The following is a 20405-nucleotide window of genomic DNA, read 5'->3' on the forward strand; positions in this document are numbered from 1 at the left end:
GCCGACCATGCCCTTGCAGCCACCCCTCTCGCTCGACGACACCGCCCCGCCCACCGGACGAGCGGCCCCCGACCGGACCACCGACCGGCCCGATGCCGGCCCGCCGATCCGCCGCACCCGGTGGCGGCCCGCCATCCTGCTGGTCCGTCCCCTCCTCAAGGCCATCGACTGGACGCCGCTCGCCATCGTCACAGCCTTCGCCGCAGTCCTGCTCACAGTGGTGCAGGCCGGCGAGACCCTGCCGTCGGGCGACGCGCTGCTGCTCATGCGGATCACCGGCACCCTGCTCGGCTCGGCCGCCACGTTCGCACTGGTCGACGTCATGTCCGCCGACCTCGGCGCGGCAACCGTCCCCCGTTGGGCACGGCAAGCGCTGCGCTGCCTGCTGGCCGGAGGCGCCGCGGTCGTCGTCTGGCTCGCCGCCTTCGCGTACGCCCTGTCCCGGCTTCCCGCCGACGCCCTCTTCCCGATCGGCGACCTGCTGATCGAGATGGGCGTCTGCCTGGGGATCGGGCTGGCCGCCGCCGCGACCGCCGTCCGGCACGCCCAGGGGCGACAGGCTGCCATGGCCGCCGTGGTGGTGCAGCTCGGCCTGGTGCTGGGCACCATCCTGCTGCCGGAGCAGGTCCGGCTATGGCCGCCCACATGCGGATTCGGCCACTGGGACGAGGCGCACGCGTTCTGGCTCGCCATGCTGCCGGTCCCGTACGCCTGCCTCCTCCTGGCCAACCGCGACCTGCGCCGCTGACCCACCCAACACCCAAGCCCCTGCTACACCCCGGACCGACCCAGCAGAAAGCCCGGCCCCTCCCCTCAACAACCTGCCCCACCACGTACTCGCTGACCCGAGCGTCACGCCCCTGAGGCGCGGATCCAAGGAGCGCAAACCCGAAAGGCGTGGGCGATCGGTCGGCTGTACGGCTCCAACGCGTCCGGCTGGGCTCGCGGTTGCCTGGCTCTGACGGGGAATCGGCTCGCATATACAATGGGCGACCGTGACGACGTTTCGGATCAGCGAGGCCGCGGCGCTGCTCGGCGTGAGTGCCGACACCGTACGCCGGTGGGTCGACGCGGGCCGGTTGGCGGCCGAGCGGGACGAGCACGGGCACCGGCTGGTCGGCGGCGCCGATCTGGCGGCGTTCGCAAGGGAGCGGATCGAGGCCGAGGACGGCGGGCGCTCGTCGGCGCGCAACCGGTTGCGCGGCATCGTCACGGAGGTGATCCGCGACGCGGTGATGGCCCAGGTGGAGATCGCGGCGGGCCCGTACCGGGTGGTGTCGCTGATGAGCCGTCAGGCGGCCGACGAGCTGGGGCTGGAGCCCGGGGTCGTGGCGGTCGCGGTGATCAAGTCCACCAACGTGGTCGTGGAGATCCCCGAGCACGCGCGCGTGCCGAGCCCGTGAGGAGGCCCATCGGTGTTCAGGCGTCTGCCGCTGCTGCTCGCCGCCGTCGTCGTCGTGCTGGCGGGGTGCGCGCCGGGTGAGGCGCGTGGCGGGGAGCTGACGGTGTTCGCCGCGGCGTCGCTGACGGGTACGTTCACCGAGCTCGGCGCGGCGTTCGAGGCCGGGCATCCGGGGGTGCGGGTGCGGTTCAACTTCGGGGCCAGTGCCACGCTGGCGCAGCAGATCGTGCAGGGGGCTCCGGTGGACGTGTTCGCCTCGGCGAGTCCGGCCACGATGAAGGCCGCCACCGACGGGAAGGCGGTGACGTTCGCGCGCAACCGGCTGCGGATCGCCGTGCCGGTCGCCAATCCGGCCGGGGTCGACGAGCTGGCGGATCTGGCCGATCCGCGGGTGAAGGTCGCGCTCTGCGCCGAGCAGGTGCCGTGCGGGGCGGCGGCGGTCAAGGCCCTGGAGGCCGCCGGGGTGAAGGTCACCCCGGTCACTCTGGAGCGTGACGTCAAGGCGACGCTCACCAAGGTCGAGCTGGGCGAGGTGGACGCGGCGCTGGTCTACCGGACCGACGTGGCCGCGGCGGCGGGCAGGGTCACGGGCATCGACTTCCCGGAGGCGGCGCAGGCGGTCAACGACTATCCGATCGCCGCGCTGACGGCGGGGCCGGCGGCGGAGTTCGTCGAGCTCGTCCGGTCGGAGCGGGGGCGCGACGTGCTGACGAGGGCGGGGTTCGAGGTCCCATGAGCCCGGCCAACACGCCCGAGTCCCGGAAGCCTCCCGGCGTGCCACCGAAACGGGTCCGGCGGGGTGGGGTGGTGGCTGGGCGGTTGCCGTGGGTGCTGGTGGTGCCTGCGGTGCTCGGGCTGGGCTTCCTGGTGCTGCCGCTGGCCGGGCTGCTGATCAGGGCGCCGTGGGCGACGCTGCCGAGCCGGCTGGCCGAGCCGCAGGTGCTGGAGGCGCTGCGGCTGTCGCTGGTGACGGCGACGGTGGCGACGGCGGTGTGCCTGGTGCTCGGGGTGCCGCTGGCGTGGCTGCTGGCGCGGGTGTCGTTCCCGGGCCGGCGGGTGGTGCGGGCGCTGGTGACGGTGCCGCTGGTGCTGCCGCCGGTCGTGGGCGGCGTCGCGCTGCTGCTGGTGCTGGGGCGGCGCGGGGTGGCCGGGCAGTGGCTGGAGTCGGCGTTCGGGGTGTCGTTGCCGTTCACCACGGCGGGGGTGGTGGTGGCCGAGGCGTTCGTCGCGATGCCGTTCCTGGTGATCAGCGTGGAGGGCGCGTTGCGTGGCGCCGACCAGCGGTTCGAGGAGGCGGCGGCGACGCTGGGGGCGTCGCGGTGGACGGTGTTCAGGCGGGTGACGCTGCCGCTGGTGATGCCGGGGGTGGTGGCGGGGGCGGTGTTGTGCTGGGCGCGGGCTCTCGGCGAGTTCGGGGCGACGATCACGTTCGCGGGCAACTTCCCGGGCCGTACGCAGACCATGCCGCTGGCCGTCTACCTGGCGCTGGAGACGGAGCCGGAGGCGGCGATCGTGCTCAGCCTGGTGCTGCTGGCCGTGTCGGTGATCATCCTGGCGAGCCTGCGTGACAGGTGGGTGAGCGCGTGACGTTGCATGCCCGGCTGGTGGTGAGGCGGCCCGCGTTCGCGCTGGACGTGACGCTGGAGGTCGCCGCCGGGGAGGTGGTGGCGCTGCTCGGCCCCAACGGCGCGGGCAAGACGACCGCGTTGCGGGCGCTGGCGGGGCTGACGGGCCTGTCCGGCGGGCACGTGACGCTGGACGGCCTGCCGCTGCACGAGCTGCCGGCCGAGCGCCGCCCGATCGGCATGGTGTTCCAGGACTACCTGCTGTTCCCGCATCTGTCGGCGCTGGACAACGTGGCGTTCGGGCCGCGCTGCCAGGGCCGGTCGAAGGCGGCGGCGCGCCGGGTGGCCGCCGAGCTGCTGGAACGGGTGGGCCTGGCCGGGCAGGCGTCGGTCCGCCCGGCGGGGCTGTCGGGCGGGCAGGCGCAGCGGGTGGCGCTCGCGCGGGCGCTGGCGGTGCGGCCTCGGCTGCTCCTGCTGGACGAGCCGCTGGCGGCGCTGGACGCGCACACCCGCCTGGAGGTCCGCTCGCAGCTGCGCCGTCATCTGGCGGGGTTCGACGGGGCGACGGTCCTGGTGACGCACGATCCGCTGGACGCGATGGTGCTGGCCGACCGGCTGGTGGTGATCGAGGACGGCGCGGTCGTCCAGGAGGGCTCGCCCGCCGACGTGGCCCGCCGCCCGCGCACGGCGTACGTGGCGCGGCTGGTGGGGCTGAACCTGTATCAGGGCCTGGCGGAGGGGCACCGGGTCAAGGTCGGCGAGCTGCTGCTGACGGCGGCGGAGCGGGTGGACGGGCCGGCGTTCGTGGCGTTCTCCCCGGGGGCGCTGGCCCTCTACCGCTCCCGGCCCGACGGCAGCCCGCGCAACCTGTGGCAGGCCACGATCGACGGAATCGAACGGCACGGCGACAACGTCCGCGTCCACCTGGAGGGGCCGATCGCCGCGTTCGCCGACGTCACCCCGGCCGCCGTGGCCGACCTGGACCTGAGCCCGGGCCGGCTGGTGTGGGCGGGGGTCAAGGCAGCGGAGACGCACGCCTATCCGGCCTGACGGGCGAGACCAACGGGCAGGTACGGTCCTGGCCAGCGCCGGCGGCATGCAGCGGGCGCAACCGGCGGGACCGGGGCGGGAGCAAGCGGGGGCTGGGGGTCGGGGGCGAGAGCCCGCTAGATCTACCTGCGCCTGCCGGATCGGGTGCGGGGCTTCACGCCGGGGAGCCCGTACGTGGGGAGGTCTCCGGTATGACCGTCACCAGAGAAGAGACCAAGGTCCGCGGGCACGAGCTGACCGAGAAGATCAAGCAGGTGATCCACGAGGGGAACGTGCGCCGGATCATCCTCAAGGACTCCCACGGCAACACCGTGCTGGAGGTGCCCGTCACCGTCGGGGTGGCGGCGCTGATCGTCGCCCCGGTGATCACGGCGGTCGGCGCGCTGGCCGCGATGGCCGCCGAGTGGAACATCCAAATCGAGCGCACCGACGACGAGACCCGGCAAGCCCAGGAGGCTCGGCAGGCGGCGCCGGTGACGCCGCCGCACGAGCACATCGGCTAGGGCGAGCGCACGACGGCGAGGGGGCAGGGCGCGTGCTGGAGCAGCGCCTGGCTGACCGAGCCGAGCACCATCCCGGCGAGGGTGCCGCGCCCGCGTGAGCCCGCGACCAGCAGTTCGGCGCCGGTCGCGGCCTGCCGCAGGGCTTCCACGGGGTGCGCGTGGACGGTCTCCTCGATCACGGGCACGCCGGGGTGGCGTTCGCGCGGCCCGGCGAGCAGGTCGGCGAGCACGGTCCGTTCGGCGTCGTCGAAGGGGCCGGGCCAGTTCCAGGCGTGGACGGCGCGCACCCGGCAGCCGCGCAGCCGCGCCTCGGCGAAGGCGAAGTCCAGCACCCGGGCCGAGGTTTCGGAGCCGTCGACGCCGGCCACGATCTCCTGCCGGGGCGAGGAGGGCACCTCGCGGACCAGGACGACGTCGCAGGGGGCGCGTCCGGCGACGCCGTGGGCGACGGAGCCGACGAGCATGCCGCGTACGCCGCCGATGCCGTGGCTGCCGATGACGAGCAGTTCGGCGTCGCGCCCGGCGGCGATGAGCGCCTCGCGCGGGTCGCCGGCCAGCAGCGTCGTCTCGACGTCGGCCTCGGGCCGGTCGTGGCCGGCCCGTTCCCGGGCGGCCTGCAGCACGGACCGGCCGCCTTCGCGCATCCACGCGGCCACGTCGGCCAGCCTGCCGTCTCCGGTCTCGACGGCCCAGCGGGTCATGGCGTGCGCGATGAGCAGCGGCACGTGGCGCAATTCCGCCTCGGCGGCCGCCCACGCGGCGGCTTCCAGCCCCGCCCTGGACCCGTCAACCCCCACTACGATCATGCCCTCCCTCTTTCCAGAGGGGCGATCGGCTAACTGCGCCGACCGTGATGCCGGGATATGTACGGGCCGCCGGAGGGTTGCTAGCCGTCGAGCAGTGACCGGTAGACCTCGCCCAGGCGGCCGGGCCAGGGGGTGAAGTTGACCAGCGCGTCGTCGGCGTGGGTGAGCTGGTCGAGGCCGCCGACCGTGACGAGGGCGCGCAGCGCGGGGTCGGTGATCGCGGCGACGGTGGCGGCGTGGAAGTCGGCGCTGTTGAGCACCCGGTACGGGCGGACCGCGTCGTTGATCCCGACCCGGAAGTCGCCGAGCACGGGCTCGACCGGCGCGCTGAGGCCGAGGTCGTTGTGCCGGCGGCCGAGCTCGGCCAGCGCCTCGGGCAGCCGGCCGGCGTCGAGCAGCGGCCCGATCGTGGCGGCGGCCTCCAGCTCGGCGAACGCGGTGCCGAACCACTTGGCGTAGGGCCGGTAGCGGCGCTCCTGGAGGAAGCACATCTCCATGACGAGCTCGCTCAGCCGGGCGGCCAGCAGGCGTCCGCCGCGGGTGTCGCCCGCCTCGGCGGTGCGGCCGATCAGCGGCTCGGTGTTGTGGATCAGGTGCCATTGGGAGGCGACCAGCCACCGCCACACGTCGCCGGGATACCAGGCGAGCAGGTCGCGGACCCGGGTGAGCTCGCCGGCGTCGTCGCGGAACACCTCGCCGCGGGTGACGTGCAGCAGTCGCTGCTGGGGCAGCGCGAGCCAGGCGGCGTGGTCGAGGCCGTCTCGCGGGTCGAGGCCGAGCCGGTCGCGGATCCACGCGTCGAAGGTGGTGATCTCGACGTGGTGGGTGACGGCGCCGGCGGCCAGGGAGAACCAGGCCGTCGGGCGTCCCTCGTGCTCGGCGGGCAGCCCGCCGGCGACGGCGCGGCGTACGGGCTCGACGTCGGCGGCGGCGACGAACACCTGGGCGCGCGGCCCCCATTCGTGGTCGGTGGAGCGTTCGCTGTCGTAGCCGAGCACTTCGGAGCCCTCGCCGAGCAGGCAGGCGGTGTGCGGCACCGGCACGAGCGGCGCGAGAACGTCACGGTAGAAGGAGCGGGCCAGCGCGAGGCCGGGGCGGAAGTCCGTCATCGCCCGGCACCTTACCGCGTGGGCCGGTGCGGCGTGGGTAGCGTCCCTGGGGGAAGGGGGAACGACATGACGGGGACGGGCGATCTCGGCCGCCGCATCGCGTACCACCGCGAGCGGCTCGGGCTGTCGCGCGAGCAGGTGGCGGGGCGGGCGGCCATGTCGCCGGGCTACCTGCAGTATCTGGAGGAGAATCCCGGCAACCCGAGCGCCGACGCCCTGTCGCGGCTGGCCACGGCCCTCGGCACCACGTCCGAGGACCTGCTGGGCGGGACCGCCGACCGGCCGCCCGGCGGCGGGCCGGCGGCGGAGTCGCCGCACGTGGAGGTGCTGGACCGGGAGGAGTGCCTGCGCCTGATCGAGCCGGGCGGCATCGGCCGGGTGGCGTTCGACGGCTCGCACGGGCCGACGGTGCTGCCGGTCAACTACCGCCTGCACGACGGCGCGATCCTGTTCCGGACGGCGTACGGCGGGCCGATGGACCGCGATCTGCGCACCGGCGTGCAGGGCGTGGAGATCGTGGTCGGCTTCGAGGTCGACCGGATCGACGACGCGCAGCGGGAGGGCTGGAGCGTGCTGGTGCAGGGCCCGTTCCACCACGTGCCGCCGGACGAGGCGGCGGAGCTGTCGGCCTCGGACGTCACCCCGTGGGTGGGCGGCGACCGGACGCTCTACATCCGCATCGTGCCGCACCAGATCACCGGGCGGCGGATCCACGGTCTGTGACGAGGCGGGGCCGGGTGAAGTCGCGGTTGTCGACGACGGCGTCCATGCGCGGCACCGGGTCGGCCTCGGCCAGGTAGAGGCGGGCGGCGACGAGGTAGCGGTCGCGGTGGACGGCCTCGGCGCCGGAGCCGGCCCAGTTGGCGTCGCGGGCGGCGCCGCGCCGGATCGACAGGTCGGCGTCCACGTCGACCCAGATGCGGTAGTCCCACCAGTCGTCGATCTCGGGGCGGAAGGCGAACACGCCGTCGACGACGAGGACGCTGTCCGGGGTGAGCGGGGCCGTGGTGGCGGAGTGGTCCACCTGGGTGAGCGGGTCGATGGAGCACAGGGCGCACGAGGCGGCCTCGGGGTCGCGGCACGGGCCGAGCAGGAGCCGCTTGAGCGCGTCGTAGTCGTAGGCGTTGCGGTAGTAGCCCTCCCCCGACTCGCGGTCGTACAGGTGGCGGTCCTTCCACGGCTTCTTGAAGTCGTCGAGCGTGGCGCGCAGGGCGGGCCGGCCGGTGGCGGCGATCGCCTCGGCGAGCTCGTGGCCGAGGCTGGTCTTGCCGGCGGCGGTGAGGCCGTCGATGCCGACCAGGAGGCGCCCGCCGCCCCGCGCCAGGACGCGGGCGGCCAGGTCGCGGACGAGCGCGTCACGTTCGGGCGAGGCCGGGGCGGGCAGCGGCTGCTGCCAGGTCGATACCGAGTGGTGTACGGACGTCATGACCGGCACCTTATCGGCGGCCGGTGGGCTCCCAGCCGGGCGCCCCGGTGCGCGGGCCGCGGCTGCGGTAGACGATGTAGGGCCGGGTCAGGTAGCCGATCGGCGCGGTGAGCATGTGCACCAGCCGGGTGAAGGGCCAGATGGTGAAGAGCACGAGCGCGCTGAAGGCGTGCGCCTGGAACAGCAGCGGCGCCCCGGCCATGAGCTCGCCCCGCGGCCGCAGGGAGAAGATCGACCGGAACCAGGGCGAGACGGTCGCCCGGTAGTCGTAGCCGCCGTCGAGCACGTTCGCGGCGACGGTCGCGGCCAGGCCCAGCACGATGACGAGGGTCAGGACGGCGTACATGAGCTTGTCGTTGCGGGTGGTGGCGGTGAAGACGGGGCCGACGGTGCGGCGGCGGTACAGCAGGATGGCCAGGCCCGCCAGCGTGCACGCCCCGGCGATGGTGCCGAGGACGACGGCGGTCACGTGGTAGGCGTGCTCGCTGATGCCGGCCGCCTCGGTCCACGACTTGGGGATGACGAGGCCGCCGACGTGGCCGAGGATGACGACGAGGATGCCGAAGTGGAACAGCGGGCTGCCGACGCGCAGCAGCCGCGACTCGTACAGCTGGGAGGAGCGGGTGGTCCAGCCGAACTTGTCGTAGCGGTAGCGCCACACGTGCCCGAGCACGAAGACGGTCAGGGCGACGTACGGGCAGATCACCCACAGCAGCAGGTCGAGCGGGTTCATCCGTTTCCTCCGGAGAAGAAGCCGACTTCCTCGGCGGGCGGGCCCTGCTCGGCCAGCCGCAGCGCGGCGGCGCGGTCGCGGGCGGTGGCCGGCGGCAGCGTGGCGCGCACGGCGGCGACCACGTCGGCGTACGGCGAGCCCTCCTCGCGCAGCGCCTCCAGCAGCAGGTCGAGGCCGGCCAGGTGCTCGCGCATCAGCCGGACGGCCTGGGCGGTGGCGCCGCGCGCCGACAGCTCGCAGACGACGGCCAGGTGGTCGGGCAGTTCCTCGGGGCCGGGCTCGAACCCGGCCTCGCGGAAGGCCTGCTTGAAGCGGAGCAGGGCCAGGCCGCGCCGGCGGGTGTCGCCGTAGGCGTAGTAGGTCAGGTAGGGCGAGCAGCGCCGTTTCAGGTCGAACGTGGCCACGTAGTGCTCGGCGAGCTCGCCGAGCGGGGTGGCGGCGGCGTGGTCGAGGAAGGCGGCCAGCCGCCGGGCGGGCTCGCCGCGCGGCAGGGCGCGCACGGTGTCGGCGAGCAGCGGCAGCGCCTCGGCCAGCCGCTCGTCGGGGTAGCCGAGCAGGACGGACGCGGCCAGGTGCACGGTTCTGTCGCTCACGGCTTGTCCTCCCGGCGCGGGAACAGCCCTTCGGGGGTGCCCTTGCCGTCCCAGTTGAGCAGGTTGACGCGGCCGTGCAGCTCGTCGGCGCGGTCGAGGGCGTCGCCCGCCTGGCGCTGGCGCAGCGCGTGGAAGTTCTCCACGGCGACGGGGGCGGGCGCGCCGGACGCCTCGCCGAACGGGCCGTTCATGCCGGGGCCGCCCTCGTAGTCGAGGCTGCAGCCGAGCTCCTCCAGCTGGGCGCCCTGCTCGGCGTGGGCGGCGGGGATCACGTACCGCTCGTCGTAGGGGGCCAGGGCCAGCAGCCGGTGCATCCGCTCGACCTGCTCGCCCGTCATGCCGACGGCCGTGGCGATGGACTCGTCGGGCTCCTGGCCGAGGTTGAGGCGGCGCATGTAGGAGCGCATGGCGGCCAGGCGGCGCAGCACGGCGCGGACCGGCTCCGGGTCGCCCGCGCTGAACAGCTCGGCCAGGTAGCCGATCGGGATGCGCAGCGCGTCGATGGCGCCGAACAGGTTGCCTGCGTCCTCGCCGTCGTGCCCGGTGCCCGACAGCGCGTCCACGACGGGTGACAGCGGCGGGATGTACCAGACCATCGGCATCGTCCGGTATTCGGGATGCAGGGGCAGCGCCACCCCGTACTCGAAGATCAGCTGGTGGACGGGCGAGCGGCGGGCGGCCTCCAGCCAGTCGTCCGGGATGCCGTTGGCGCGCGCCCCGGCGATCACCTCCGGGTCGGCGGGGTCGAGCAGCACGCCCTTCTGCGCCTCGAACAGGTCCCGGTCGTCGGCCACGCACGCGGCCTCCTCCACCCGGTCGGCGTCGTACAGGACCAGGCCGATGTAGCGCAGTCGCCCCACGCACGTCTCCGAGCACACGGTCGGGATGCCGACCTCGACCCTCGGATAGCAGAACGTGCACTTCTCCGCCTTGCCGGTGCGGTGGTTGAAGTACACCTTCTTGTACGGGCAGCCCGTCACGCACATGCGCCAGCCGCGGCAGCGGTCCTGGTCGACGAGCACGATGCCGTCCTCCGAGCGCTTGTACAGGGCGCCGGACGGGCAGGAGGCCACGCAGGAGGGGTTCAGGCAGTGCTCGCAGATGCGCGGCAGGTAGAACATGAACGCCCGCTCGAAGTCGAGCTTGACCTCGTCCGACACGCGGCGCAGCACCGGGTCGGCGGCGGTCAGGGCGGGGGCGCCGCCAAGGTCGTCGTCCCAGTTCGCGCTCCACGTGATCTTCGTGGGCTCGCCGGTGATGAGCGAGGTGGGCCGGGCGACCGGGGTGTCCTGGGTGGCGGGGGCGGAGAAGAGCCGGTCGTAGTCGTAGGTCCACGGCTCGTAGTAGTCCTGGATGGACGGCATGAGCGGGTTGGCGAAGATCGTCAGGAGCTTCTTCAGCCGGCCGCCGGCGCGGAGCCGGAGCCGGCCGCGCCGGTTGAGCTCCCAGCCGCCCTTCCACCGCTCCTGGTCCTGGTAGGTGCGGGGGTAGCCCTGGCCCGGGCGGGTCTCGACGTTGTTGAACCACACGTACTCGGTGCCGGCCCGGTTCGTCCACGCCTGCTTGCACGTGACCGAGCACGTGTGGCAGCCGATGCACTTGTCCAGGTTCATGACCATGGCGAGCTGGCCCATGACCCTCATCAGTAGTCGACCTCCTGGGAGCGGCGGCGGATGACGGTGATCTCGTCGCGCTGGTTGCCGGTGGGCCCGAGGTAGTTGAACGCGAACGACAGCTGCGCGTAGCCGCCGATCAGGTGGGTGGGTTTGACGAGCAGCCGGGTGAGCGAGTTGTGGATGCCGCCGCGCCGGCCGGAGATCTCGCTCTTGGGCACGTCCACGACCCGTTCCTGGGCGTGGTACATGTACACGGTGCCCTGCGGCATGCGGTGCGAGACGACGGCCCGCGCCACGACGACGCCGTTGCGGTTGACGGCCTCGATCCAGTCGTTGTCGGCGATGCCGGCCCTGGCGGCGTCGGCGGGGCTCATCCAGATCGTCGGCCCGCCGCGCGAGAGCGTCAGCATGAGCAGGTTGTCCTGGTATTCGGAGTGGATCGACCATTTGGAGTGCGGCGTCAGGTAGCGCACGACGATGCCGCGCTCGCCGGACTCGCCGAGCCGGGGCTCGCCGAACATCGCGGTCATGTTCAGCGGCGGCCGGTAGATGGGCAGCGTCTCGCCGGCCTCCTGGATCCAGTCGTGGTCGAGGTAGAAGTGCTGGCGGCCGGTGAGCGTGTGCCAGGGCTTGCGGTGCTCGACGTTGAGCGTGAAGGCGGAGTAGCGGCGGCCGCCGGTCTCGCTGCCCGACCACTCCGGCGAGGTGATCACCGGCACCGGCCTGGCCTGCGTGTCGGCGAAGCGGACGCGCCGGTGCTCCTCGGCCAGCCCGTCGAACGACGTGCCGGTGCGCCGGGCCAGCGTGGCGAACCCCTGCGCGGCCAGCCGCCCGTTCGTGGTGCCCGACAGCGCCAGGATCGCCTCGCACAGGTGGGCGTCGGTGGCCAGCGACGGCCTGCCGGACGGCGTGGCGCCGTTGGCCCGCCGCAGCTCCTCCACCTCCTGCGACAGGTCGAACGCGATGCCCTTGGTGGCGGCGCCGAGCTTGTCGGCGAGCGGGCCGAGCGCGCCCATCTTGGCGGCGATCGCCCCGTAGTCCCGCCGCACCTCGACGATCTTGGGGAAGTCCACGCCGGGCGTCGGCACGTCGCCGGAGGCGCGCCAGTCGCGCACCCGGCCGTGCGGGGTGGCCAGCTCGTCGGGCGTGTCGTGCAGCAGCGGCGCCGCCACCAGGTCCGTGCGGGTGCCCAGGTGGCGGGCCGCGAGCTCGCTGAACGTCTCGGCGATCGCGTGGAAGGCGGCGAAGTCCGTACGGGTCTGCCACGGCGGGTCGATGGCCGGGGTGAAGGCGTGCACGAACGGGTGCATGTCGGTGCTCGACAGGTCGTGCTTCTCGTACCAGGTGGCGGAGGGCAGCACCACGTCGGAGAACAGCGTGGTGGACGTCATCCGGAAGTCCAGCGTCAGCAGCAGGTCGAGCTTGCCCTGCGGCGTCTCCTCCCGCCAGGTGACATCGCGGGGCCGCCGGTCCGGCCCGGCCTCCTCGGCGCGCAGCGAGGAGTCGGCGCCGAGCAGGTGACGCAGGAAGTACTCGTCGCCCTTGGCGGAGGAGCCGAGCACGTTGGCCCGCCACACGGTCAGCACGCGCGGCCAGTTCTCCGGCGCGTCGGGGTCCTCACAGGCGAAGCCGAGCCGGCCGGTCGCCACCTGCTCGGCGACGTACGCGCCCGGGTCCCGCCCGGCGGCGGCGGCCTCGTCGGCCAGGTCGAGCGGGTTGCGGGCGAACGTCGGACAGGACGGCATCCAGCCCATCCGCGCCGAGGCGGCGATCAGGTCGGCGGTGGCGCGCCCGGCGAACGCGCCGCCGCCCAGCGGCGAGGACACCACGTCGGCGCTGAACGTGTCGTAGCGCCACTGGCCGGTGTTCAGGTAGAAGTACGCGGTGCCGATCATCTGCCGGGGCGGGCGCGACCAGTCCTGGGCGGAGGCCAGCAGCGCCCAGCCGGTGATCGGGCGGCACTTCTCCTGGCCGACGTAGTGCGCCCAGCCGCCGCCGTTGACGCCCTGGCAGCCGGTCAGCGTCGTCAGCGCCAGGAACGAGCGGTACATGGTGTCGGCGTGGAACCAGTGGTTGGCCCCCGCCCCCATGATGATCATGGATCGGCCGCCGGACTCCTCGGCGTTGCGGGCGAACTCGCGCGCGATCCGCGCCGCCTTCCCGGCCGGCACGCCGGTGATCGGCTCCTGCCAGGCCGGCGTGTACGGCTCGGCGGCGTCGTCGTAGCCGGACGGCCAGCGGCCGGGCAGCCCGTCGCGCGCCACCCCGTACTGGGCGAGCAGCAGGTCGTGGACGGTGGTGACGAGGTGGCCGCCGATCCGCCGGGCGGGCACGCCGCGCTCCAGCACGCCGCCGCCGTCGCCGTCGAAGCGCGGCAGGACGACCGTTACCGGTTCGCCGCCCTCGTACAGGGACAGCGCCGGGTCGAGGTCGCCCAGGTCCAGGTTCCAGCGGCCCGCGCCGTGCTCGGAGTAGCGGAAGCCGAGCGAGCCGTTGGGCAGCGCCGGTCCGCCGGTGCGCCCGTCCCACACGGCCGTGGTGAACGCCGCCTCCTTCCCGTCGTGGCCCAGGTCGGCGGCGGTGAGGAACTTGTCCGGCAGGTAGCGGCCCGGCTCGCGCTCGCGCAGGCACACCAGGAACGGCAGATCGGTGAACTGCCGTACGTAACGGTCGAAGGCGGGCGTGACCCGGTCGACGAAGAACTCCTTGAGGATCACGTGCCCCATCGCCATCGCCAGCGCCCCGTCGGTGCCGGGGTTCGGGGCGAGCCACTCGTCGGCGAACTTGGCCGCGTCGCTGTAGTCCGGCGACATCACCACGACCTTCTGGCCCCGGTAGCGCGCCTCGGCCATGTAGTGGGCGTCCGGGGTGCGGGTGACGGGCACGTTCGAGCCCCACAGCATCAGGTAGGAGGCGTCCCACCAGTCGGCCGACTCCGGCACGTCGGTCTGGTCGCCGAACACCTGCGGCGAGGCCACCGGCAGGTCGGCGTACCAGTCGTAGAACGACAGCATGGCGCCGCCGATCAGCGAGATGAACCGGGCGCCCACCGCGTGCGAGGCCATCGACATCGCCGGGATCGGGGAGAAGCCCGCCACCCGGTCCGGCCCGTACGTCTTGATCGCGTGCACGTGCGCGGCCGCGACGATCTCGGTGGCCTCCTCCCAGGTGACGCGGACCAGCCCGCCCTTGCCCCGCGCCGACTGATACTTGCGCCGCTTGTCCGGGTCCGTGGTGATCTCGGCCCAGGCGGCGACCGGGTCGCCGAGCCGCTTCTTCGCCTCCCGGTACAGGCTCACCAGGACGCCGCGCGCGTACGGGTAACGCACCCGCGTCGGCGAGTAGGTGTACCAGGAGAACGCGGCGCCGCGCGGGCAGCCGCGCGGCTCGTACTCCGGCCGGTCGCCGCCCACGCTCGGGTAGTCGGTCTGCTGCGCCTCCCAGGTGATCACGCCGTCCTTGACGTACACCTTCCACGAGCACGAGCCGGTGCAGTTCACGCCGTGCGTGGAGCGCACCACCTTGTCGTGGCTCCACCGGTCCCGGTAGAAGGCGTCGCCCTGCCGGCCGCCGATCTGGTGCAGCGTCCGCAGGTCGGCCGAGACCTCGCCGGGGCGCAGGTAGCGGCCCAGCCTCAGCAGCGCGTCGCTGATCGGGCCGTCGATGCCGGCCATGGGGATCACACCTCTCCGTCAGGCGAGCGCCCGGGGGCGCAGGACGAACCAGCAGTAGACGAACGCGCCGCACGCCACCGCCGCCAGCAGCATCAGCCCGATCGCGTACGAGCCGGTGGCCTGATAGATCAGGCCCATCACGATCGGCGGCAGGAAGCCGCCCAGGCCGCCGGCGGCGCCGACGACGCCGGTGGCGCTGCCCACCATCGCGCCGGGCACCGCCCGGCCGAGCACGGCGAACACCGCGCCGTTGCCGAGGCCGAGCGCCGCCGCCATCACCAGGAAGCCCACGGTGGCCAGGGGCATGGCCGGCGCGAACGACACCGCGACCGCGCACACCGCCACCACGGCCAGCGCCCAGCCGAGCACCCGCTCGCCGCCCAGCCGGTCGGCCAGCCAGCCGCCGACGGGCCTGGCCACCGTCGACAGCACGACGAACCCGGCGCTGCGCGCGGCGGCGTCGGCGACCTCCAGGTGGTAGACGCTCCTCAGGTACAGCGGCAGGTAGACGCCGAACGCGACGAAGCCGCCGAACGTCAGCGCGTACATCCCGGCCAGCTCCCGCGTGGTGCGCAGCCGGGCGGCGGCCAGGAAGCGGCGGCCGAACGGCTCGGTCGCGGGCTGGGCGCCCGGCGCGTCCCGCCCGAACACCAGCATGACCACGCCGATGACGGCGAGCGCGACCGCGACCGTCCAGAACGGCGCCTGCTGGCCGAAGCGCTGCGCCAGCCACGGCGTGGCGAACCCGGAGATCGCGGTGCCGATGTTGCCCGCGCCGAACACGCCCAGCGCCAGGCCGCGCCGCTCGGGCGGGAACCAGGCGTTGACGAACGGCACCCCGACCGCGAACGTCGCCCCGGTCAGCCCCAGCACGAACCCGCCGGCGAGCAGCGCGGGATAGCTGGCCGCGTACGCCAGGAACACCACCGGGACGATGCCGAGCAGCGTGGTGACGCCGAAGACGAGCCTGCCGCCGTAGCGGTCGGTCAGCGCGCCGAGCACGATCCGGCCCAGCGAGCCGACGATGACGGGCACCGCGACCAGCACCGACACCTCGAACGCGGTCAGCCGGAGCTGCTTCTCGTAGACCCCGCCGAGCGGGCTCAGCAGTCCCCACGCCCAGAAGTTGACCGCGAACGCGACCGTCGCGAGCACCAGCATGGCGACGCGGCTCGTCGTGGACGTGCCGGGCATGGACGACCTCCAGGCTCCACAAGGGACTTACCTGGCGTTACTCCCCCGAATTTGTCGCGGTAGACCTGGTGCGGATGAGACGCCTGAGGAGAACGCCCAGGTAGAGCAGCCAGCCGGCCGTCACCACGGCCAGCGTGGCGACCGGCCGCCACCCGCCCGGCCCGGCGAGCTCCTCCAGCGACCGGCGGCAGATCGCCACCGTGACGGGCACCGTGTAGCAGGCGAAGAAGGCCAGCCCGAGCACCCGCCCGGCCACCAGGAACCACGCGTACACCCGCACGCCGCGCCGCGCCCGGCCGCCCCGCCGCCGCAGGTAGGCCCGCGCGTCGGCCATCAGGTTCTTCTCCCCGGTGGCGTTGGCGACGGCGTAGTAGACGTCGGTGCGCATGAAGAACAGGAACTGCCAGGCGATCTGCGCCAGGCAGATCACCATGACCAGCCGCGCCACCGGCGCGTCCGTCACGGCCAGCACGCACGCGCAGGCGCACGCCAGCAGCCAGTCGACCCGCATTCCCGCCAGGTAGGCCCGGTAGCGGGCCCGGCGGGGCACCGCCCACACGCCGGTGATCCGCGTCTGCACGACCAGGAACTGCATCCGGGTGCCCAGCGACAGCTCCGCCCGCACGCCCAGCGACCGGGCGGCGGCGATGTGGCCCAGCTCGTGCACCAGCACGAGCAGCCACGACCCGGCCGCGAACGCCAGCGTGAACGCCAGGCTGTCGGCCCACACCAGCGTCGCCGGGTCCGGCAGCACGCCCGGCCGGGTGAGCGCGGCGGCGATCGCGCAGCCGGTCAGCAGCAGCAGCGCGGCGTCGGCCGGGCGGGAGAACAGCCACGCCACGTGCCCCGGCCTGATCCGGTCCCACACGTTGGGCGGGCGGCGCGGCGGGCTCAGCAGCCCGGCGCCGTCCAGGCCGCTGACGAATGCCTCCACGTCCACGTCGACGCCCCGATCGGCCAGCACCCGGGCGCGCGCCTCGGCGGCCGTCCTGGTGCCGTCGAGCGCCGCGATTACGGCCGCCGCCACCTCCGGGACGTGCACGAACGTCTCGCCGTTGCCGATCACGTAGTCGTCCGGCCCGTCGGCGACGACGCTGAGGAACGACAGGTCCGTCCTCACCCGCAGACCTCGCACCCGGCGTCGCGCCCGTACGCCCTCGCGGTCGTCTCCAGCGTCAGCAGGTCCAGCCACACCGCCCGGCCGCGCAGCGCGGGCGGGCCGGTGCCGGTCAGGTGGCGGATCACCTCCGAGGCGAGCATCCCGGCCACGATCGCGCACAGCGGCCCGAACGACGGCGCGGCCCGGCCCTCGTTGTCGCTGACGGGCAGCTCGGCGGCGCCGTAGCGGGCGGCCAGGGCGCGTTCCTGGCAGGTCAGGCAGCCGGTCTCGCCGGGGACGACGAGCGGCCCGGCCAGCCCGGTGTGCTGGTTGAAGCCGCCGGTCACGAACGGCACGCCCGCCTCGACGCAGGCTTCGTTGACCCAGCGGCGGATGTGCGGCTGCGGGGTGTCGACGGTGTTGACGACCAGGTCGGCGTCCGTGGGCACGTCGCGCGGGCCGGTGATGCGCCGCGTGACCTGGGTGATCTCCACCTCGGGGCTGCGGCGGCGCAGCGCGCGGGCGGCGGCGTCCGTCTTGGCCGCGCCCAGGTCGTCCATCGTGTAGAGGTGCTGGCGGTGCAGGTTGCCGAGCTCCACCCGGTCGTCGTCGAGCAGTGTCAGCCGGCCCACGCCCGAGGTCGCCAGGTGCAGGGCGACGCCCGCGCCGATCGCCCCGGCGCCGAGCACCGTCACGTGCGCCCGCGCCAGGTCGCCGAGCGCGGCGACGGCCCGCCCCGCCGGGTGGAACATCGCCAGGAACAGCCCGAACCGCCCCAGCCGGTCGTCGGCCGCCAGCGCGCCGAGATCGTCCTCGGTCACCAGCACCCGCGCCTCCAGCAGCCGGTCGACCGCCGCGTCGATCTCCCGGGGCGCCACCTCGGGAATGAGCGCGTGCAACTCGCCGCGCGCCACCGGCTCGCGCGCGCACAGCCGGATGAGCCGGCGCAGCGGCGCCGGTGCGGGATCCAGGATCTGCCCGGTGGGCGGAAAGTCCCCCAGTCTGACTTTATTATTGACGTCATCAACAAAAAGTGGAAAAGCCGGATTCACCTGAACCCTTGCCAATGCCGCTCCCGGAACGCTGAGGTGCGGGGCCTCCTCCCGCGACGAAGGCCCCGCCGACGGTCAGCAACTGTTGCTGTTGCCTGTCGTCTCCACTTCTTCGACCTTCTTGATCTCGATCGTCATCGGCGATCCCTTCGTCGATCGTGATTGGCCGATGCGATCGTAAGAAAAAAGGGGGCGATTGCGATAGACCCAACCACATTTTTTCCTTGTTTGACAAAAGCCGCTATTCCAGTGAGAGAATCCTCAACCATGAGCGCCGGGGAGAAGGTGCGCTACTGGCGCCATCCAGGGATGGGCGGGCTCGACCTCATGCGCGCCCGCTACGTCGGCCACCGCTTCAGCCGCCACAGCCACGACACCTACGCCATCGGCGCCGTCGAGTCCGGCGCCGAGGCCATCCACCTGCCGGGCGGCCTGGCCCACGCCGGCGTCCACGAGGTCGTGCTCATCGACCCCGGCGTCGTCCACACCGGCCACGCCCACACCCCCGGCGGCTGGACGTACCGCGTCCTCTACCCCACTCCCGCCCAGCTCACCGCGCTCACCGGCCGCGACGCCCCGTCCTTCGCCCGGCCGGTGGTCACCGACGCCCGCCTCGCCGCGCTCGTCGTCGCCGCGCACCGCGCCGCCGAGACCGAGGACCCGCTCACCGCCGACACCGCGCTCCACCTGCTGCTGGCCCGCCTCGTCGCCGCCCAGGCCCGGCCCCGCACCGCCGCCCGCGCCCTCTCCCGCACCGCCGCCGGGCCCACCGCCGCCGCCCGCGCCCGCGACCTCCTGCACGCATGCCTCTCCCCGGAGACCCACGCCGCCGCCCCGGCGGCGTGGAACTCTCACGCCCGCCCGCCCGGCCTGCGGGAGCTCGCCGAGGCCGTCGGGACCACGCCGTTCGCGCTCGTGCGGGCCTTCCGCCGCGCCTACGGCCTGCCGCCGCACGCCTACCTCACCCAGCTCCGCGTACGCCGCGCCCGCGAACTCCTGGCACGCGGCACGCCCCCCGCCGAGGCGGCCCAGGCCGCCGGGTTCTGCGACCAGTCGCACCTGTCACGCCACTTCCGCCGCATCGTCGGCACCACCCCCGGCGCCTACCAGCGAGCGGTGCAAGAACATCCAATCCCCCACACGCCGGGCCTTCCTACCGTGTCCGGATGACGCATCACCCCATCGTGCCCCTCGACCCCACCGGCGACGCCCTCCACGACCTGACCCGCGAGGCGACCGCGTTCCTGACCGATTGGCTCTCCGCACTGCCCGCCTCCCCCGCCAGCGACTACGGTGACACCGCCCGCCTGACCGCCCTGCTGCGCCGCCCGCCCGGCGACGAGCCCGGCCATCTCGGCGACCTCCTGGACACCTTCCGCCAGGCCGCCGGCCAGGGCGTCAACACCGCCGGCCCCGGCTACCTCGCCTACTTCCCCGCCGGCGGCCTCGTCTCCTCCGTGCTCGCCGAGATGCTCGCCCAGGCCGCCAACCGCTTCACCGGCGTCGCCCAGACCGCGCCCGCGCTCGTCGCCATGGAACACGGCGTCCTCACCTGGCTGGCCGCCCGCTTCGGCCTCCCGCCCGGCTCCGGCGGGCTGGTCACCACCGGCGCCTCACCGGCCAACCTGTCCGCCCTCGTCGCCGCCCGCCACGCCCGGCTCGGCGAGGACGCCCGCGACGGCACCCTGTACGTCACCGAGCACACCCACCTCAGCATCGCCAAGGCCGCCCGCATCGCCGGCCTGCCCGGACGCGGCGTCCGCGTCGTGCCCGCGACCGCCGGCCTGCGCATGGACGTGGCCGCCGCCGCCCGCATGATCGAAGCCGACCGCGCCGCCGGGCTGCGCCCCTTCTTCCTGGCGGGGACCGCCGGCACCACCAGCACCGGCACCGTCGACCCGCTCCCCGAACTGGCCCGCCTCGCCCACGCCCACGACCTGTGGTTCCACGTCGACGCCGCCTACGGAGGCGGCTTCCAGCTCACCCGCCGCGGCCGCGCCACGCTCACCGGGATCGGCGAGGCCGACTCCATCGCCTTCGACCCGCACAAGAGCCTGTTCCTGCCGTACGGGACGGGCGTGCTCCTCGTCCGCGACCCCGCCCTGCTGCACGCAGCCCACGCCGCCGACGGCCAGTACCTCCAGGACATCGGCCAGATCGGCGACCTGCCCGACTTCGGCCACCTCGGCGTCGAACTGACCCGCGAGTTCCGCGGCCTGCGCCTGTGGCTGCCGCTGCACCTGCACGGGGTGCGGGCCTTCGAGGAAGCCCTGGACGAGAAACTCGACCAGGCCGCCCTCGTCCACCGCGAACTCGCCGCCGACCCGCGCCTCGACGTCCCCTGGGAGCCGGACCTCACCGTCGTCGTCTTCCGGCCGCGCGGCGGCGACGAGGCGGGCCGCGAACTGCTCGCCAGGATCAACGCCACCCGCCGCGTCTACCTGTCGAGCACCACCCTGGGCGGGCGCTTCTACCTGCGGCTGTGCGTCCTCAGCGTCCGCACCCGGCCGTCCCACGTCCGCCTGGCCCTCGACACCATCCGCACCACCCTCGACCACCTCACCCCCACCCCCTGACCCCACC

General features: G+C 73.8%; 19 protein-coding genes. 9 read left to right on the top strand and 10 right to left on the bottom strand.

The features are described from left to right. Nucleotides 1–7: 7 nt before the first annotated feature. The 6 genes from ACWDXC_RS19755 to ACWDXC_RS19780 all read left to right on the top strand — a co-directional run bounded on the left by ACWDXC_RS19755 (nt 8) and on the right by ACWDXC_RS19780 (nt 4520). On the top strand, nt 8–748 hold the full coding sequence (locus ACWDXC_RS19755; protein ID WP_449983827.1) for a hypothetical protein: 741 nt from the start codon (nt 8–10) through the stop codon (nt 746–748). A 247-nt stretch (nt 749–995) separates the two neighbouring features. Then, nucleotides 996–1403 (top strand): TOBE domain-containing protein, encoded by a 408-nt coding sequence (locus ACWDXC_RS19760; RefSeq protein WP_219512170.1) that lies wholly within the window; start codon nt 996–998, stop codon nt 1401–1403. Between the two features lie 12 nt (nt 1404–1415). Further along, entirely contained in the window at nt 1416–2138 is a 723-nt protein-coding gene (gene modA, locus ACWDXC_RS19765; RefSeq protein WP_449983830.1) for a molybdate ABC transporter substrate-binding protein, read from the top strand. Next, on the top strand, nt 2135–2989 hold the full coding sequence (locus ACWDXC_RS19770; protein ID WP_449983833.1) for an ABC transporter permease: 855 nt from the start codon (nt 2135–2137) through the stop codon (nt 2987–2989). Before modA ends, ACWDXC_RS19770 begins: the two co-directional genes overlap by 4 nt. Continuing rightward, nucleotides 2986–4017 carry an ABC transporter ATP-binding protein gene (locus ACWDXC_RS19775; protein ID WP_364184142.1) on the top strand — a complete coding sequence of 344 codons (1032 nt, stop codon included), beginning with the start codon at nt 2986–2988 and terminating at the stop codon, nt 4015–4017. The genes ACWDXC_RS19770 and ACWDXC_RS19775 overlap by 4 nt, the downstream gene beginning before the upstream one ends. Before the next feature lie 191 nt (nt 4018–4208). Beyond that, on the top strand, nt 4209–4520 hold the full coding sequence (locus tag ACWDXC_RS19780) for a DUF4342 domain-containing protein (RefSeq protein WP_449983836.1): 312 nt from the start codon (nt 4209–4211) through the stop codon (nt 4518–4520). Here ACWDXC_RS19780 and ACWDXC_RS19785 read toward each other — a convergent pair. Continuing rightward, entirely contained in the window at nt 4517–5326 is an 810-nt protein-coding gene (locus tag ACWDXC_RS19785; protein ID WP_449983839.1) for a universal stress protein, read from the bottom strand. The genes ACWDXC_RS19780 and ACWDXC_RS19785 overlap by 4 nt on opposite strands. A gap of 80 nt (nt 5327–5406) precedes the next feature. Further along, the gene (locus ACWDXC_RS19790; protein WP_449983841.1) at nt 5407–6435 is read right to left on the bottom strand and encodes a DUF4037 domain-containing protein; all 1029 of its coding nucleotides are present in this window, start codon (nt 6433–6435) and stop codon (nt 5407–5409) included. A 66-nt stretch (nt 6436–6501) separates the two neighbouring features. Between ACWDXC_RS19790 and ACWDXC_RS19795 the strand changes: the two genes are divergently transcribed. Next, nucleotides 6502–7158 carry a helix-turn-helix domain-containing protein gene (locus ACWDXC_RS19795; RefSeq protein ID WP_449983844.1) on the top strand — a complete coding sequence of 219 codons (657 nt, stop codon included), beginning with the start codon at nt 6502–6504 and terminating at the stop codon, nt 7156–7158. Here ACWDXC_RS19795 and ACWDXC_RS19800 read toward each other — a convergent pair. Genes ACWDXC_RS19800 through ACWDXC_RS19835 form a run of 8 tightly spaced genes read right to left on the bottom strand, consistent with a single transcriptional unit; the run spans nt 7130 to nt 17822 of the window. Continuing rightward, complete coding sequence (locus ACWDXC_RS19800) at nt 7130–7861, bottom strand: uridine kinase (protein ID WP_449983847.1); 732 nt, start codon at nt 7859–7861, stop codon at nt 7130–7132. The two genes, ACWDXC_RS19795 and ACWDXC_RS19800, sit on opposite strands and share 29 nt — an antisense overlap. Before the next feature lie 10 nt (nt 7862–7871). Next, nucleotides 7872–8594, bottom strand: a complete 723-nt coding sequence (gene narI / locus ACWDXC_RS19805) for a respiratory nitrate reductase subunit gamma (RefSeq protein WP_364184438.1) — start codon at nt 8592–8594, stop codon at nt 7872–7874. Next, complete coding sequence (narJ, locus tag ACWDXC_RS19810) at nt 8591–9187, bottom strand: nitrate reductase molybdenum cofactor assembly chaperone (protein WP_357593256.1); 597 nt, start codon at nt 9185–9187, stop codon at nt 8591–8593. Before narJ ends, narI begins: the two co-directional genes overlap by 4 nt. Beyond that, complete coding sequence (gene narH, locus ACWDXC_RS19815) at nt 9184–10830, bottom strand: nitrate reductase subunit beta (protein ID WP_449983851.1); 1647 nt, start codon at nt 10828–10830, stop codon at nt 9184–9186. The genes narJ and narH overlap by 4 nt, the downstream gene beginning before the upstream one ends. Next, a complete protein-coding gene (locus ACWDXC_RS19820; protein ID WP_449983854.1) occupies nt 10830–14477 on the bottom strand; it encodes a nitrate reductase subunit alpha in 3648 nt (1215 codons plus the stop codon). Before ACWDXC_RS19820 ends, narH begins: the two co-directional genes overlap by 1 nt. 18 nt (nt 14478–14495) lie before the next feature. Further along, nucleotides 14496–15671 (bottom strand): MFS transporter, encoded by a 1176-nt coding sequence (locus ACWDXC_RS19825; protein WP_449983858.1) that lies wholly within the window; start codon nt 15669–15671, stop codon nt 14496–14498. 37 nt (nt 15672–15708) lie between these two features. Beyond that, a complete protein-coding gene (locus ACWDXC_RS19830; protein ID WP_449983860.1) occupies nt 15709–16791 on the bottom strand; it encodes a hypothetical protein in 1083 nt (360 codons plus the stop codon). Next, nucleotides 16788–17822, bottom strand: a complete 1035-nt coding sequence (locus tag ACWDXC_RS19835) for a TOMM precursor leader peptide-binding protein (RefSeq protein ID WP_449983862.1) — start codon at nt 17820–17822, stop codon at nt 16788–16790. The genes ACWDXC_RS19830 and ACWDXC_RS19835 overlap by 4 nt, the downstream gene beginning before the upstream one ends. A gap of 267 nt (nt 17823–18089) precedes the next feature. Between ACWDXC_RS19835 and ACWDXC_RS19840 the strand changes: the two genes are divergently transcribed. Together ACWDXC_RS19840 and ACWDXC_RS19845 are read left to right on the top strand one after the other, a co-directional pair. After that, on the top strand, nt 18090–18992 hold the full coding sequence (locus tag ACWDXC_RS19840; RefSeq protein WP_449983864.1) for an AraC family transcriptional regulator: 903 nt from the start codon (nt 18090–18092) through the stop codon (nt 18990–18992). Further along, the gene (locus ACWDXC_RS19845; protein ID WP_449983866.1) at nt 18989–20398 is read left to right on the top strand and encodes a pyridoxal phosphate-dependent decarboxylase family protein; all 1410 of its coding nucleotides are present in this window, start codon (nt 18989–18991) and stop codon (nt 20396–20398) included. The genes ACWDXC_RS19840 and ACWDXC_RS19845 overlap by 4 nt, the downstream gene beginning before the upstream one ends. Nucleotides 20399–20405: the final 7 nt, after the last annotated feature.

Source organism: Nonomuraea sp. NPDC003214, assembly GCF_053590035.1.

Coding starts and splice junctions, on each gene's coding strand:
- ACWDXC_RS19820 (WP_449983854.1), bottom strand. CDS start 14,477: ATGGCCGGCATCGACGGCCCGATCAGCGACGCGCTGCTGAGGCTGGGC.
- narH (WP_449983851.1), bottom strand. CDS start 10,830: ATGAGGGTCATGGGCCAGCTCGCCATGGTCATGAACCTGGACAAGTGC.
- narI (WP_364184438.1), bottom strand. CDS start 8,594: ATGAACCCGCTCGACCTGCTGCTGTGGGTGATCTGCCCGTACGTCGCC.
- ACWDXC_RS19780 (WP_449983836.1), top strand. CDS start 4,209: ATGACCGTCACCAGAGAAGAGACCAAGGTCCGCGGGCACGAGCTGACC.
- ACWDXC_RS19825 (WP_449983858.1), bottom strand. CDS start 15,671: ATGCCCGGCACGTCCACGACGAGCCGCGTCGCCATGCTGGTGCTCGCG.
- ACWDXC_RS19845 (WP_449983866.1), top strand. CDS start 18,989: ATGACGCATCACCCCATCGTGCCCCTCGACCCCACCGGCGACGCCCTC.
- ACWDXC_RS19840 (WP_449983864.1), top strand. CDS start 18,090: ATGAGCGCCGGGGAGAAGGTGCGCTACTGGCGCCATCCAGGGATGGGC.
- ACWDXC_RS19790 (WP_449983841.1), bottom strand. CDS start 6,435: ATGACGGACTTCCGCCCCGGCCTCGCGCTGGCCCGCTCCTTCTACCGT.
- ACWDXC_RS19785 (WP_449983839.1), bottom strand. CDS start 5,326: ATGATCGTAGTGGGGGTTGACGGGTCCAGGGCGGGGCTGGAAGCCGCC.
- ACWDXC_RS19800 (WP_449983847.1), bottom strand. CDS start 7,861: ATGACGTCCGTACACCACTCGGTATCGACCTGGCAGCAGCCGCTGCCC.
- ACWDXC_RS19770 (WP_449983833.1), top strand. CDS start 2,135: ATGAGCCCGGCCAACACGCCCGAGTCCCGGAAGCCTCCCGGCGTGCCA.
- ACWDXC_RS19755 (WP_449983827.1), top strand. CDS start 8: ATGCCCTTGCAGCCACCCCTCTCGCTCGACGACACCGCCCCGCCCACC.
- ACWDXC_RS19795 (WP_449983844.1), top strand. CDS start 6,502: ATGACGGGGACGGGCGATCTCGGCCGCCGCATCGCGTACCACCGCGAG.